Annotated in this window: 13 protein-coding genes; 9 read left to right on the top strand and 4 right to left on the bottom strand. The window is 73.1% G+C overall.

Translation table 11 applies throughout. The annotated features are described in order from the left end of the window. Nucleotides 1–8: 8 nt before the first annotated feature. The 3 genes from OHQ87_RS06610 to OHQ87_RS06600 all read right to left on the bottom strand — a co-directional run bounded on the left by OHQ87_RS06610 (nt 9) and on the right by OHQ87_RS06600 (nt 3,775). A complete protein-coding gene (locus OHQ87_RS06610) occupies nt 9–953 on the bottom strand; it encodes a hypothetical protein (protein WP_328345906.1) in 945 nt (314 codons plus the stop codon). Between the two features lie 92 nt (nt 954–1,045). Next, nucleotides 1,046–2,419, bottom strand: coding sequence for a glycoside hydrolase family 43 protein (locus OHQ87_RS06605; protein ID WP_328345904.1), 1,374 nt, complete (start codon nt 2,417–2,419; stop codon nt 1,046–1,048). A 483-nt stretch (nt 2,420–2,902) separates the two neighbouring features. Then, nucleotides 2,903–3,775 carry an amidohydrolase family protein gene (locus OHQ87_RS06600; RefSeq protein WP_328345902.1) on the bottom strand — a complete coding sequence of 291 codons (873 nt, stop codon included), beginning with the start codon at nt 3,773–3,775 and terminating at the stop codon, nt 2,903–2,905. A 110-nt stretch (nt 3,776–3,885) separates the two neighbouring features. On the opposite strand from OHQ87_RS06600, the gene OHQ87_RS06595 reads away from it, so the two are divergent. From OHQ87_RS06595 to OHQ87_RS06570, 6 genes are all read left to right on the top strand, one after another. Continuing rightward, the gene (locus OHQ87_RS06595) at nt 3,886–5,133 is read left to right on the top strand and encodes a M20 metallopeptidase family protein (RefSeq protein ID WP_328345900.1); all 1,248 of its coding nucleotides are present in this window, start codon (nt 3,886–3,888) and stop codon (nt 5,131–5,133) included. Continuing rightward, nucleotides 5,130–6,113, top strand: a complete 984-nt coding sequence (locus tag OHQ87_RS06590; RefSeq protein WP_328345898.1) for a Gfo/Idh/MocA family protein — start codon at nt 5,130–5,132, stop codon at nt 6,111–6,113. The genes OHQ87_RS06595 and OHQ87_RS06590 overlap by 4 nt, the downstream gene beginning before the upstream one ends. Before the next feature lie 31 nt (nt 6,114–6,144). After that, nucleotides 6,145–7,440 (top strand): ABC transporter substrate-binding protein, encoded by a 1,296-nt coding sequence (locus tag OHQ87_RS06585; RefSeq protein WP_328345896.1) that lies wholly within the window; start codon nt 6,145–6,147, stop codon nt 7,438–7,440. Between the two features lie 62 nt (nt 7,441–7,502). After that, entirely contained in the window at nt 7,503–8,462 is a 960-nt protein-coding gene (locus OHQ87_RS06580; RefSeq protein ID WP_328345894.1) for a carbohydrate ABC transporter permease, read from the top strand. Beyond that, nucleotides 8,459–9,292, top strand: a complete 834-nt coding sequence (locus OHQ87_RS06575; protein ID WP_302744508.1) for a carbohydrate ABC transporter permease — start codon at nt 8,459–8,461, stop codon at nt 9,290–9,292. The genes OHQ87_RS06580 and OHQ87_RS06575 overlap by 4 nt, the downstream gene beginning before the upstream one ends. A gap of 103 nt (nt 9,293–9,395) precedes the next feature. Next, complete coding sequence (locus OHQ87_RS06570; RefSeq protein ID WP_328345887.1) at nt 9,396–9,746, top strand: L-rhamnose mutarotase; 351 nt, start codon at nt 9,396–9,398, stop codon at nt 9,744–9,746. 65 nt (nt 9,747–9,811) lie between these two features. Here the strand turns inward: OHQ87_RS06570 and OHQ87_RS06565 are convergent, their stop codons facing one another. Next, complete coding sequence (locus tag OHQ87_RS06565; protein WP_328345885.1) at nt 9,812–10,942, bottom strand: mandelate racemase/muconate lactonizing enzyme family protein; 1,131 nt, start codon at nt 10,940–10,942, stop codon at nt 9,812–9,814. Nucleotides 10,943–11,073: 131 nt separating this feature from the next. Between OHQ87_RS06565 and OHQ87_RS06560 the strand changes: the two genes are divergently transcribed. Genes OHQ87_RS06560 through OHQ87_RS06550 form a run of 3 tightly spaced genes read left to right on the top strand, consistent with a single transcriptional unit; the run spans nt 11,074 to nt 13,833 of the window. Beyond that, nucleotides 11,074–12,009, top strand: coding sequence for a thiamine pyrophosphate-dependent dehydrogenase E1 component subunit alpha (locus OHQ87_RS06560; protein WP_328345883.1), 936 nt, complete (start codon nt 11,074–11,076; stop codon nt 12,007–12,009). After that, nucleotides 12,002–12,982: an alpha-ketoacid dehydrogenase subunit beta gene (locus OHQ87_RS06555; RefSeq protein WP_328345881.1), complete on the top strand. Its 981-nt coding sequence runs from the start codon at nt 12,002–12,004 to the stop codon at nt 12,980–12,982. The genes OHQ87_RS06560 and OHQ87_RS06555 overlap by 8 nt, the downstream gene beginning before the upstream one ends. Next, on the top strand, nt 12,979–13,833 hold the full coding sequence (locus OHQ87_RS06550; protein ID WP_328345879.1) for an SDR family NAD(P)-dependent oxidoreductase: 855 nt from the start codon (nt 12,979–12,981) through the stop codon (nt 13,831–13,833). Before OHQ87_RS06555 ends, OHQ87_RS06550 begins: the two co-directional genes overlap by 4 nt. The last annotated feature ends 17 nt before the right edge of the window (nt 13,834–13,850 follow it).

Here is a 13,850-nt window from a genome sequence, read left to right as displayed (position 1 = left end):
CCGACCGGTCAGTCCAGGCTGATCACGGGGCGGGTCAGGATCTCGTCGGCGTACCCGTCGTCGGAGGCGAGCCACCGGCCGAAGTCCCCGTCGCGGTAGGCGGTCGCGAGGGTGAGCCAGCCCAGGAAGAAACCGCTGCCGCCGCAGGCGGTGACACCGCCGTCGCCGCCGCACACCACTGTCGGCTCGGTCGTCACCTCGTACCGGTAGGGATCCTGCCCGATGGCCAGCCCCCACAGGTTCGGCGTCCGGTGCACCCCGTCCGGGTACTCGTCCGGGTAGCCGTCGGCGGGGGTGTCGTCGCCCCAGCGGAACAGTGTGGTCGCGCCGGCGCCGCAGGCCCACTCCCACTCGTCCGGGGTGGCGGTCCGCAGGCCGAGGCCGGCGAGGGCGGCCACCGCCTCGTCGTAGTCGGCCTCCTCGACCGCCCAGGCCCGGGTCACCCGGCCGGTACGGTCGAGTTCGACGGTCAGCCCGTCGGCCGAGCGCACCGTGGTGGCCCCGTCCCCCCGGTGGCCGATCGACGCGACGAGTTCGCGGACCCGCGGGTCGTCCGGGGGCAGCGGGAGCCCGCCGGGTTCGCAAGCCTCCACCGCGACCAGCATCGCCGGCAGGTCGACGGCGCGCACCGGCGAGGTCAGCGCGTCGACGTGCGCGGCCAGCGGTGGCAGGCCGTACTCCTCGGCGCTGTCGGCGTAGCTGGCCAGCTGGCCGGCGTCGGGGTTCAACCGGGCCGCGTCGTAGCCGAGCGTCGGCCGCCCGCCGGGCACCAGCGCGAACCGCAGTCCGCCCCGGTCGAACAGCGCCGTCCGGTGCGACCGTCCCGCGTAGCCGTTGTCCCGCAGGCCCACCAGGGTCAGGTCGTGCCGGGCGGCGATCTCCCGGGCCAGCCGCTCGGCGGCCTCGTCGGAGCGGTCGTTCCACTGCGCGACACGGAGATCGGCGTACGGCATCGCGCCAGGATAGAGGGGCGGCGGTCCCGGCGCCCGCGTGGTCCGCCGGCCGGCGCGCCGCTGCCTCCTCGGCCCGTCGGTTCCGTCGGCTGTCAGTATCCGATCCGGAACGTGGCGTCCTGCTTGTCGGTGGCCGGCGAGCCGCTCGTGATCGGGTCGATGCGCAGCAGGTAGTCGTAGTGGCGCAGGTAGCGATCCGGGAAGTTGTACGAGCGGAACGATGTCCAGGACGCGTCGGCGAAGCCGGCCGTCCGGTGGAACGTCGCGTCGGCCCGGAAGGCGCTCGTGCCGTCGTTCGCCGCCAGCCGGATCGCGTAGTCGTAGTGGCGCAGGTACCGGTCCGGATAGTTCACCGAGCGGAACGACACCCCGGCCGGATCGGCCAGGCCCGGCACCAGCGTCCACAGCTGGTCCTGGTAAGGGTCGAAGGGGTACGCGTCGATCCGCCCGACGTTGTCGCCGTGCCGCACGTAGCGGTCCGGGAAGTTGTACGACTTCACCCGGTTCCACGCCGGCACACCCCAGGCGACGGTGAGCGCGGTCACCTCGGCCGAGGTGAGCGGGGTGATGCCCGGGTGCTTGGAGTTCAGCGGCTGGGTATACGACCGGTCGTTGAGCAGGCTCCACGCGCCGCCGGCCACGTTGGTGGTCTGCCAGCAGAAGAACCGGCCGTTGGGGCTCCACGTGTCGCCCCACAGGTACCAGGTGTCCGCGGTGTGGGACTTGACGATCTGCGGTGCCTCGACGCCCCGGCCGGGGCCGATGGCGGCGGTGTGGATGCTGAAGCTGCCCGGGTCGAGGGTGGTCGAGCGGGTGCCGAGCAGGGTGCTGTTCGTGTTGTTCTTGAAGTACATGTAGTTGACCCCGTTGACGCTGACGAAGCTGCCGTCGATGGCGTCGTAGCCGGGGTCGAAGAACGTCTGCGGGGCGGACGCGGTCACGAAGTCGCTGGTGTAGTTCACCATCAGCACGTTGCGGCCGCCGGTGACCGCGGAGTAGACGACCGCGTACCGCCCGCGCCCGGCGTCCCAGTACGCCTCGGGGGCCCAGGCGTGGGTGGCGAGGGAGTGCACCTTCAACAGCCGGTACCCGGTGAAGGTGCGCAGGTCGGTGGAGTCCCAGACGTGCAGGTACTGGCTCTGGTAGTTCCAGTCGGTGCCGTTGAGGTCGGTGGCGAGCACCACGAACCCGCCGGTCTGCTTGCGCAGGATGAACGGGTCGCGCAGGCCCCGGCTGCCCAGCGTCGGGGTGGCGACGGGCCGGTTCTGGTTCAGCGGGGTCCAGTTCAGGCCGTCGGTGCTGACGGCGAGGTGCAGCCCGTAGTTGGCGGCGGTCATGCTCGGTGACTCGGTGAAGTACGCCATGGCGTAGCCGTCGCCGGGGGCGGCAGACGCGGTCGAGGGACGCAGCAGGGTCGCCCCGGCGACGGCGGCGCCGGTGGCGGACAGCAGGGTACGACGCTTCAACTGATCACCTCGGGGTGGCGGGTGGCAGTGCGGCACTGACCTCCGTACGTTATCGCTAACATCGATGACGTCAAGTGTTAACGCAGTCCGCGAATCCGCACCCGCTCGAACGCGGCGGGCCCCGGGCTGTCGCTGGTGGACACGCGGGCTCACCCCACCCGAACCACCCTACGGGCCGTCCCGCGTGGTGTCGTCGACGCCGGACCGCAGTCGGGCGAATGCCCGGTCGGCGTCGGCGACAGCCGCCGCGGCGATGTCGTTGACCGAGACCCGGTCGAAGCCGTGTGCCTCGACGCCAGCGGCGTCGCCACCGCCAACGGGACCAAGCTCATCCTCTGGTCCCGCAACGGTCAGCAGAACCAGCAGTGGAGCGCCCGTAGCCTGACCACCCCGCGACGACCGGTCGACCGGGCCGCCCCACAAGGTCCACGGGGGCGGCCCGGTCGGCGGCCGGGCCGGACGGCTCCACGGTGTCGGGCCGATTCAGTCGACCGGGCCGGTCGGCGTCGTTCCCGGGCCGCTCCCGGCCGCCCAGCGGCGCAGCGCGCGGCGCAGGTTGCCGCCGAACACGTCGGCCGCCTCGGCGGTGGAGAGCCCGTCGAGCCCGACCGGGTGCAGGGTCTGCGCGAACGACACGTGGTCGAGGCTGGGGGCGAAGTCGGAACCCCAGTAGAGCCGTTGCGCCCCGAAGTGGTGCAGCAGCGTCTCGACGAAGGGCCGGGCGGCGGCGTGCGGGTAGCCCTCGGCGGGGTCGCTGACGGCGTACAGGCCGGAGACCTTGACCCCGACGTGGGGCAGCCGGGCCAGGTCGGTCAGCGGGGCGAGCCGGTCGGCGGCGGCCGAAAGGTCCGGGACGGTCGGCTGCCGGCCGGGCAGGCCGAGGTGACTGAACAGCACCGGGCACCCGTCGAGGCCGGCCAACGCCGGGCCGAGCCGTCCGGCCGCCTCGGGTGGGGCGTTGAGGCTGAGCAGCGTCGCGGTGTCGTTGAGCGTCCCGGCGGTCCGCGCCAGCCAGCCGGCGAAGGTGTCGGCGGCGGCCGGGTCGGGCAGGTACGCCGCGATGCCGGCGAACCCCGCCGACCGGAAGCGGTCCAGCCCGGCGGGGTCGACGCCGGTGACCGGAACGTACGCCAGCGGGGCGATCCAGTCGTGCGCCGCCGCGAGCCGGGCCAGGTGCCGGTTGTTGCCGGTGAACTCCGGGCCACCCTCGTAGCCGACCACGAGGGCCCGCGCGATGCGGTGTTCGTGGCGCAACGTCCGGTAGACGGCGAGTTCGTCACCCCCGGCCGGTGACCTTCCGTACCGGCCGGGATAACCGTCGGCGAACAGGTGCAGGTGGGCGTCGGCGCGTTCCATGGCCGGACCCTAACCGATTCTGAGCTGCCCATTGACGCGGGAGGACCCCTCGCTTAGGTTCTTGTCTCAATTAGGTCCGGATTATCGGACGCAGGCGAGGAGTGGACCGCGTGGTGCAGGCGCACGAGGACGTTGACGATCTGGTACGGCTGCGTCGGCAGCTCCACCAGCACCCCGAGCTGCGGTTCACTGAACAGCAGACCGCTGCCGTGCTCGCCGGGCGGCTCGCGCCGATCGCCCGGGTCCGCACCGGCGTCGCCGGCACCGGCCTGCTCGCGGAGATCGAAGGACGTACCGAAGGACCCTCGGTGCTGCTTCGGGCCGATATGGACGCCTATCCGGTGCAGGACGCCAAGCAGGTGCCCTGGGCGTCGACCAACCCGGGCGTCTGCCACGCCTGCGGGCACGACGTGCACATGACCGTGATGGCCGGTGTCGCCGCCCGGCTCGCCGCCGACCCGCCCGCCCGGGGCTCGGTGACCGTGCTGTTCCAACCGGCCGAGGAGATCCCCTTCGGCGCGACCTCCGGCGCCGCCGCGGTGCTCGCCGACGAGGCCCTGCGCGACAGGCGCTTCGACGCCGTCCTCGGCCTGCACTGCTGGCCGGACCTGCCGGTGGGGACGATCGGGGTGGACCGGCTGACCGCGATGGCGGCCAAGGACGCCTTCCGCTTCGAGGTGACCGGCCGGGCCGCGCACGCCGCCACCCCGGCCCTGGGCCGGGACGCCATCCTCGGCCTCGCCGGCATCGTCAACCTGCTGCACGCCGGGGTGGCCCGCTCCCGCAACCCGCACGAGCTGGTGGCCTTCAACATCGGCACCATCTCCGGTGGGGCCAGCCAGAGCCAGGTCGCCGAGCGGGCCGAGGCCACCGGCACGCTGCGCACCCACGACGAGGCCGTCCGCGCCCGGCTCAAGGAGGTCATCGAGCGGATCGCCCGGCAGCAGGCCGCCGCGCTCGACCTCGGGCTGCGGTTCACCTGGGCCAACGAGATGCCCCCGGTCCGCAACGCGGCGGCCCTGGTGGCGCTCGCCCGCGCCGAGCTGCCCGGGGTGGTCGAGCTCGCCGACCTCACCGAACCCCCGCTGACCACCGACGACTTCGCGCTGCTCGCCGCGCTCGGCCCCAGCCTGTACGTCAAGCTGGGCGTCACCGGCGAGCAGGGCGGCGCACCGCTGCACTCCGGCGCCTTCGACGTCGACGAACGCTGCCTCGGCGTCGGGGTGGCCGCCCTGGAGCGGCTCACCCGGGCGGTGCTCGACGGCCGGCTGGCCGCTCCCGACGGTCACGGGGACGCCGGGGCCGGCCAGCCCGGCACGGGTGACCGTGCCGGCACCGTCGAGGCGGTCGGGGCATGAGCCCGTCGGTGGCGGTGATCGGGGCCGGGGCGTTCGGAGTCCGGCACCTGGCCGGGTACCGGTCGCTCGGCGTGCCGGTGGCCGCCCTGGTCGAGCCGGACGCCGCGACCCGCGCCCGGGTGGCCGCGCAGTACCAGGTGCCGCGGACGTACGCCGACGTCGCCGAGCTGCTCGCCGACGCGACGCCGGACGCCGCCTCGGTCTGCGTGCCCGGCCCGGCGCACCGGACGGTGGCCGTGACGCTGCTCGACGCCGGAGTGCCGGTGCTGGTGGAGAAGCCGCTCGCCACCACAGTCGCCGACGCCGCCGCCATCGTCGCCACCGCCGAGCGCACCGGGGTGCTCTGCCAGCCGGGGCACCTCCTGCGGCACAGCCCACCGCACCGGGCCCTGCACGACGCGATCCGCGCCGGCCGGCTCGGCGACGTGCTCGCCGTGTCGTCCCGCCGTGACCGGCCCCGCACCCTGAGTCGGCTCTTCCCGCGCGAACACCCCGCGCTGCTCACCGCCGTCCACGACATCGACCTGGCCCTCTGGTACGCCGGAGCGCCAGTGGTCGAGGTCCGCGCGGCGGCCCGGACCCGACCCGGATCGGCGACCCCGGTCCTGGTGTGGGCGGAGCTGCGACACGCCAACGACGTGGTGTCGTCGATCCGCAACAGCTACCTGCTTCCCGAGAGCACCCCCCACCACACCTCGGACCTGGTCGAGGTGTACGGCACCGACGGGGTCGCCCACGTCGACCTCGGCCACCCCACGCTGCTCGTCCAGGGCGAGCCGACCGAGGCGCCGGACTGGCTGCTGTCCCCGGTCGACGGCGGCGGCGCGCTCGCCGCCGAGCTGCGGCACTTCCTGAGCCGGATCGACGGCACCGCACCGACGGCTGTCGTCCCGCTCGCCGACGGACTGCACGTGGTGCAGGTCGCCGAGGCCGTGGCCGGCAGCGCCGACAGCGGCGGCGCGGTCCGCCGACTCCCCTGAGCCCCCCCACTTGTGACAGGAGCTAAAACCGATGTTTCGACGGAGATTGGCCGGCGTCCTCGCCGCCGGCATGGCCGCCGCCGCCCTGCTGACCGGATGCGGTGGCGACGACGCCGCCGACGGCCCGGTCACCCTCAAGGTGCTGACCTGGGAGCCGGGCGGCGCCGAGTACTGGAAGCAGGTCAAGACCAGCTTCGAGGGCAGCCACCCGGACATCAAGCTGGAGATGCAGTCCGTCCCGTTCGACAAGTACCCCGAGGTGCAGGGCCCCTACATCACCTCGCAGTCGGGGCCGGACGTGATGGCCAACAACGCCGGGCTGGAGCTCTTCGACAGGCGCGGGGCGTACGTGCCGCTGGGTGACAAGGCCGCCGAGATCACCAAGGACCTGGTCACCTACAGCGGGGCCTGCGAGGGCTTCGACACCGGCAAGACCTGCTACGGGGTGCCGTTCTCCTACCAGGGCAACGTCCTGTACTACAACAAGGCCGTCCTGACCGCCGCCGGGTTGAACCCGGAGCAGCCCCCGGCCACCTGGGACGAGTTCGGGGCCGCCTGCGAGGCGGTGAAGAAGGCCGGCAAGACCTGCCTGGCGCTGGGCCTGTCCGGCACCTTCCCCGCCTACTGGGACTTCCCGGAGATCGCCCGCAACTACCTCACCGAGGACGACATCCGGGCGCTGCTCGCCGGGAAGCTGTCCTGGAAGGACCCGAAGCTGGTGTCGGTGCTCGGCAAGCTGGCCGAGATCACCACCAAGGGCTGGGCCAACAAGAACGCCCCGTCGATCACCATGCTCCCCGACGGCGCGGACATCTTCCAGCGCGGCGACGCCGCGTTCGCCGGCACCATCATCTCCGACGCGGTGAACTGGGAGGCGTTCGGCAAGGCCCTCGGCGACGACAAGCTCGGCGTCACCCGGTGGCCGACGATCGACCCGGCCGCGCCGCTCGCCGGCAAGTTCTCCGGCATCGAGGGCGCGGTCTACGGGGTCACCCAGTGGAGCGAGAAGAAGCAGGCCGGCCTGGAGTTCATCAGCTGGCTCGCCGGTAAGGAGAACGGCGAGCTCTGGGTGAAGTACGGCAAGGGACAGCCGCTGAACAAGACCGTCGACAAGGCGCTGCTGCCGTCGTCGCCGGCCTTCGTCAAGATCCAGGAGCTGGTCGCCCAGCCGACCCTGCACGCCGGCGTGATGCTCTCCGGCCCGGAGGCCGACGCCCTGGCCCGGGGCTGGCAGCAGGTCACCCTCGGCCAGCTCACCGTGGACAAGTGGGCCGACCAGATGCAGCAGGCGCTGGAGCGCAGCCCCACCAAGAAGCAGGGCAAGTAACCACCGGCGGGCGGGGCGACGTGGTGTCGCCCCGCCCGCCCGACCCGGGGAGAGGAACCCTGATGACGATCTCCACCGCGCCGGTGTCGGACCCGGTGGGCGCCGACGCCCCGCCCGCGCCGACCCGGCGGCCGCCCCGCCCCGGGCGGGCCCGGGAGTGGTGGCTCGGTGCCGCGCTGGTGCTCCCCGCCCTCGTCCTGGCCGTGCTGTTCAAGCTGGTGCCGCTGGTACGCGGGGTGATCACCAGCTTCGAGTCGTCAAGCGGCTTCGGTGGCGGCGAGTTCGCCGGGGCGGACAACTACACCCGGATGTTCGACGACCCGATGGTGCTCACCAGCTTCCGCAACGCGCTGCTGGTGGTGGCGACCCTGCCGGTGTGGATCGTGCTCCCGCTGATCCTGGCGTTGCTGATCCACCAGCGGTCGCCCGGGTGGAAGTTCTTCCGGGCGGTGTACTTCGTGCCGTACACCATCGCGCCGATCGTGGTCGGCATCATGTTCCGGCAGATCCTCGCCCCCGACGGGCCGCTGAACGCCCTGCTGCGCTTCGTCGGCCTGGAACCGCTCGCGATCGAGTGGCTCAACGGCCGCTACAGCGCGTTGTTCTCGCTGGTGGCGGTCGCCCTGTGGAGCTTCTTCGGGCTCGGGGTGATGACCTACCTCGCCGGCCTGGCCACCATCCCCGAGGAGACCCTGGAGGCGGCCTACCTGGACGGTGCCGGGTTCTTCCGGCGGCTGTGGTCGGTGGTCGTGCCGATGCTGCGCCCGACCGTGGCGTACTGGAGCGTGCTCTGCGCCTCGGGCGTGCTGATCTGGCTGTTCCCGCTGATCTACGCGCTGACCCAGGGCGGCCCGGGGGACGCCACCATGCTCCCCGAGTACCTGGTCTTCCTCACCACCTTCCAGTTCCTGGACCGCGGCTACGGCTCCGCCATCGGCATCGCCCTGTTCGTCTTCGTCGCCGTGCTGTCGATCTTCAGCGTCCGGCACATGTTCACCGAGGGGACGCGTAAGCCGCGATGAACCCGCGACACTTCGCCCGGATCGGGCGCTACCTGCTGACCTTCGCGCTTGTCGTCGTCGCCGTCGCGGCGATCTACCCGCTGCTGTTCACCGTGGTCAGCTCCGTGAAGACCCAGTCCGGTTTCGCCGACGACCCGCTGGGCCTGCCGGCCGGGATCACCTTCGAGAACTACCTGGAGGCGTTCCGCCGGATGGACATGCCCCGGCTGCTGCTCAACTCGCTGATCACCACGCTCGGCGGGTTGGTGCTGTCGGTGCTCGCCGCCCTGCTGGTCGCGTACGCGGTGACCAAGCTGCGGTTCCGGGGCGGCAAGGTGGTCTTCCTGCTGATCATCGTGACGCTGACCATCCCCAGCCAGGCGATCATCTACCCGCTCTACCAGACGGTGCTGGACCTGGGCATGTCCGGCCAGTACCAGGGCCTGATCCTGGCGTACGCGGCGTTCGGGCTGCCGCTGGGCACCTACCAGCTCGCCGGCTACTTCCAGCAGGTGCCCGACGAGCTGATCGAGGCGGCCCGGGTCGACGGCGCGGGACACCTGACCATCCTGTTCCGGCTGCTCGCCCCGATCGCCACCCCGGCCATCGCGGCGCTGGCCATCTTCAACTTCGTCTGGATGTGGAACGACCTGCTGCTGCCGCTTGTCATCATGGGCGGCTCGGACAGCAAGACGCTGATGGTCGGCGTCTCCCTGCTCAGCGGCCAGTACGACGTGTCGGTGCCGCTGGTCAGCGCCGGCCTGATCGTGGCGCTGCTGCCGGTGCTGATCGTCTACCTGGTCTTCCAGCGGCAACTCGTCTCCGGCGCGCTCGCCGGCTCCGGCAAGTGACCCCGACCGGCCGAACCCGGGTGACCCCGACCGGCTGTGCCCGGGTGGCGGCGGTCGGCCCGGTCCGGGTGACGACGGTCGGCCCGGTCCGGTGGGGGCGTCGGTGAGTGGGGCGGCCGGGCCGGGTGAGCAGGTGTGCCACCTCTACCGGCTGCGCCCCGGCGCGGAGGCCGAATACGAGCGGCGGCACGCCCGGGCGTGGCCGGAGCTGTCCGCGCTGCTCGACGAGGCGGGCGTCTACGACTACCACATCTACCGGCACGGCCTGCTGCTGATCTGTGTGCTGCGGACCCGCCGGGGTTTCGCCGACGCCCGCGCGGTCACCGCCGCCTCGCCGGTGCAGGCCCGTTGGACTGCGTCGTTGGCCCACCTGTTCGCCGAGATCGCCGACGCCGACGGCGAGCCGCTCTGGGCGTACCCGGTGTTCCACCATCCGGGGCAGCCGCCGCCGTGACGGGCGCGACCAGGCCGCGACGGCCCGGTGGGGAGGTCCCCGCCGGGCCGTCGCGGTGCCCGCCATCAGACCGCGTACGCCACCGAACCGTCGGCGCGCAGCGGGATGCGGGTCAGCGGCCGACCGGTCAGGTCCAGTGGCCGGGTGTCGGCCAGGTCGAGCGTCACGCCCAGGCCGGGCTCCTGCGGCACCGGCAGAAACCCGCCGTCGCGCCGGACGCAGGCGCGGGCCGGGCCGTCGGCGAGCTGGTCGTCCAGCGGCGAGTACTCCTGGGTGACGAAGTTCGGGATGACCGTGTCGAGCTGCACCGAGGCCATGGTGAGCAGCGGGCCGAGGCAGTTGTGGGTGACCACGGCCGCGTGGTGCGCCTCGGCCAGCGCGGCGATCTTCCGGGCGTGGCTGAGCCCGCCGGCCAGCCCGACGTCGGGCCGGACATACTGCGCGCCGCCCTGCGCCAGCAGCTCCTTGAACTCCCAGATGGTGTGCAGCCGCTCCCCGTTGGCCATCGGCACCCCCGGCGCCCGCCGGCCCACCTCGGCCTGGCTGCTCACACTGTCGATCTGGATCGGGTCCTCGACCAGCAGCGGCAGGTGCCGGGCCAGCGCCGGCACCACCGCCTGCGCCTGCAACGGGGTGAGCTTGCGGTGCAGCTCGATGAGCAGGTCGACGTCCGGGCCGACGGTGTCACGGACGGCGGCCGTGGTGGCCTCGGTCTCGGCGACCAGCCGGGCCTGCGACAGGTCACCGTAGGCTGCCGGCAGCGGGTCGAACTTCACGGCGGTGAAGCCGTCGGCGACCGCGGCGGCGGCCTGTTCGGCGAGCGCCTGCGCGCCGGTGCCGGGCAGCAGCAGGTGCAGCCGGATGCGGTCGCGCACCCGGCCGCCGAGCAGCTGCCACACCGGCACCCCGAGCCGCTTGCCCAGCAGGTCCCACAGCGCCAGGTCGACGGCGGAGACGGCGGCGGTGAGCACCGAGCCCCGGAACGGGCCCATCCGGTAGAGGTGGTGCCAGTGGTGCTCGATGCGGTCCGGGTCGGCCCCGAGCAGGTACGGCCGGAACGTCTGCACCACGGCGTGCACCGCGTCGGGATATCCCCAGCACGCGGACTGGCCCACCCCGGTCCGCCCGTCGGACGTGCGTACCTGGACGAAGTGCGCGTCCCCGCGTACCGCCGACTCCACCTCGACGATCTCCATGCCGACTCCCCCAAATTAGAGACCAATAACGGCCACAAACTTGCTTGTGCACTCTTCCATAGCCTTGGACTGCTGGTCTAGGCTCCTCAACCAACGAGCCGGAATAGGGCTCAATTATCTCTGGGGGTGTGATGGGGCAGCTCGACGACTATCGGCTGATGGCCCGGATCCGCCGGTTCGAGGAGCGGCTGACCGCCCTCAAGGACGCCGGCGAGATCCCGGGCTCGATCCACCTGTGCAACGGCCAGGAGGCCATCCCGGTCGGCGCGTGCCGGGCGCTGCGCGACGGCGACCACGTCACCGCCACCTACCGTGGCCACGGCTGGGCGATCGCCCGCGGCGTCGACCTGACCGGCCTGTTCGCCGAGATGATGGGACGCGACTCCGCGCTGTGCGGCGGACGGGCGGCCTCGCCGTACCTGTCCGACCCGGGACGCTGGTTCGTCGGCGAGAACTCCATCGTCGGCGCCGGCGTGCCGATCGCCACCGGCGCGGCGCTCACCGCGCAACGCACCGGCAGCGGGGCGGTCAGCGTGGTCAGCATCGGCGACGGCGCGATGAATCAGGGCAACGTGCACGAGGCGCTCAACCTCGCCGCCGTGCTCGACCTGCCGCTGGTGCTGGTGGTGGAGAACAACGTCTACTCCGAGATGTCCCGGATCTCCGACATGGTGCGCGTCCGGCAGCTCGCCGAACGTGCCGCCGGCTACGGCCTGCCCGGCCGGGTGGTCGACGGCAACGACCCCGACGCCGTCGCCGAGGCGGTCACCGAGGCCGTCGACCGGGCCCGGGAGGGCTCCGGCCCGTCCATCGTGGAGGCGATGACCGAACGGCTCGTCGGCCACTACAGCGGCGACGCGCAGCACTACCGCCCGGCCGGCGAGATCGCCGCCGCCCGGCAACGCGAGCCGCTGGCCCGCATCCGCCAGGCCGCCGACGCCGACCTGGCCGCCCGGCTCGACGCCATCGACGCCGAGGTGTCCGCCGAGATCGAAACCGCCGTCACCGCCGCCCGCGCCGTCCCCCACCCGGACCCGGCGACCGCCGAGGAGCACGTCTATGTCTGAGTCGCTGCGCTACATCCAGGCCGTCAACGCCGCCCTCACCTGGGCCCTGGACAGCCGGACCGACACCATCTACTTCGGCGAGGACGTCGCGCTGCCCGGCGGGCCGTTCGGCGCGACCAAGGGGCTGCACAAGCGGTTCGGCTCCGAGCGGATCTTCGACACCCCGATCTCCGAGACGGGTTTCCTCGGCATGGCCCTCGGCGCGGCAATGACCGGGCTGCGGCCGATCGCCGAGATCATGTACGCCGACTTCTCGTTCGTGGCGATGGACCAGATCGTCAACCAGATCGCCACCATCCACTACTCCAGCGCCGGCCGCTGGAAGGCCCCGCTGGTGATCCGGATGCAGCAGGGCTACTCCCCCGGGGCGTGCGCCCAGCACTCGCACTCGCCGGAGGCGTACTTCGCGCACACCGCAGGGCTGCGGGTCGCGCTGCCGGCCACCCCGGACGACGCGTACCAGATGCTGCGCACGGCCGTGGTCAGCGACGACCCGGTGGTGGTCGCCGAGGCCCGGATGCTCTACCCGACCCGGGGCCAGGTGCGCACCGACGCCCCGGTCGAGCCCGTCGGCGGGGCCCGGGTGGTCCGCCCCGGCACCGACGTCACCGTCGTGGCCTGGTCCCGGATGGTGTCGGCGGCGCTCGACGCCGCCGGCACCCTGGCCGAGGAGGGCATCGACGTCGAGGTGGTGGACCTGCGCTGGCTCAACCCGCTCGACTTCGACACGGTCGCCACGTCGGTGTCCCGCACCGGCCGGCTGGTCGTCGCGCACGAGGCGAACCTGACCGGCGGGTTCGGCGCGGAGATCGCCGCCCGCGCCGCCGCCGAGTGCTTCACCGACCTGCGCGCCCCGATCGCCCGGGTCGCCGCCCCCGACGTGCCGATGCCCGCCGCGCCCGCCCTCCAGGCGGTCGTGGTGCCCGAGGCGGCCACCGTCGCCGACGCCGTCCGCCGGACGGTCCGGGCGTGAACGACGCCGTCCCGCCCGCCGCCGCGGGCCCACGCGACGAACGGCCGGTCGGCGCGGGCCCGTACGACGGCACCCCGCCGGCCGGCGTCGCCACCGCCGGTACCGCACCCGCCGGTCTGCTCGCCGGCCGGCGGGTGGTCGTCGTCGGCGGTGCGTCCGGCATCGGCCGGGCCACCGTCGCCGCCGCCGCGGCGGCCGGCGCGGCGGTCGCCGTCCTCGACGCCGACGCCGCCGGCGCGGACACCGCCGCCGCGCAGGTCCGCGACACCGGCGGCCGGGCCTGCGCGCACCGGGTGGACGTCACCGTCGAGACCGAGGTCGCCGAGGCGCTCGACGCCGCCGCCGCCGACCTCGGCGGGATCGACGCCGTGCTGCACGTCGCCGGGGTGATGCGCGGGCAGGGTCTCGACGTCCGGGACGTGTCGGTCGCGCTCTGGGCCCAGGTGATCGCCGTCAACCTCACCGGTCCCTTCCTGGTCGCCAAGCACGCCGCCCGGCACCTGCGCCCCGACGGCGGGGTGCTCGTGCTGGTCGGCTCGAAGGCGGGCGTGCAGGTCGGCTCCGGCTCGGTACCCTACGGCGCGAGCAAGGGAGGGTTGCACGGTCTGGCGCTCACCCTGGCCCGCCAGCTCGGTCCACAGGGGATCCGGGTGCACGCGCTCTGCCCCGGCGACATCGACACGCCGCTGATGCGACTGTCGCTGGCCGAGGCACGGGCCAACGGCACCGACGACGGACGGATCGCCGCCGTCGAAGCCGCGCTGGGTCGCCCGGAGGACGTCGCCTCGGCGCTGGTCCTGCTGGCGTCGCCGGCGAGCGCCGGCCTCACCGGCACGGTCTGGACCGGCTGAGCACCCCACCCACCAGG

Source organism: Micromonospora sp. NBC_00421 (assembly GCF_036017915.1).
Lineage (GTDB): Bacteria > Actinomycetota > Actinomycetes > Mycobacteriales > Micromonosporaceae > Micromonospora.
This window is presented reverse-complemented; position numbering and strand designations above follow the sequence as displayed.

Coding starts and splice junctions, on each gene's coding strand:
- OHQ87_RS06560 (WP_328345883.1), top strand. CDS start 11,074: ATGGGGCAGCTCGACGACTATCGGCTGATGGCCCGGATCCGCCGGTTC.
- OHQ87_RS06590 (WP_328345898.1), top strand. CDS start 5,130: ATGAGCCCGTCGGTGGCGGTGATCGGGGCCGGGGCGTTCGGAGTCCGG.
- OHQ87_RS06555 (WP_328345881.1), top strand. CDS start 12,002: ATGTCTGAGTCGCTGCGCTACATCCAGGCCGTCAACGCCGCCCTCACC.
- OHQ87_RS06565 (WP_328345885.1), bottom strand. CDS start 10,942: ATGGAGATCGTCGAGGTGGAGTCGGCGGTACGCGGGGACGCGCACTTC.
- OHQ87_RS06580 (WP_328345894.1), top strand. CDS start 7,503: ATGACGATCTCCACCGCGCCGGTGTCGGACCCGGTGGGCGCCGACGCC.
- OHQ87_RS06600 (WP_328345902.1), bottom strand. CDS start 3,775: ATGGAACGCGCCGACGCCCACCTGCACCTGTTCGCCGACGGTTATCCC.
- OHQ87_RS06585 (WP_328345896.1), top strand. CDS start 6,145: ATGTTTCGACGGAGATTGGCCGGCGTCCTCGCCGCCGGCATGGCCGCC.
- OHQ87_RS06575 (WP_302744508.1), top strand. CDS start 8,459: ATGAACCCGCGACACTTCGCCCGGATCGGGCGCTACCTGCTGACCTTC.
- OHQ87_RS06610 (WP_328345906.1), bottom strand. CDS start 953: ATGCCGTACGCCGATCTCCGTGTCGCGCAGTGGAACGACCGCTCCGAC.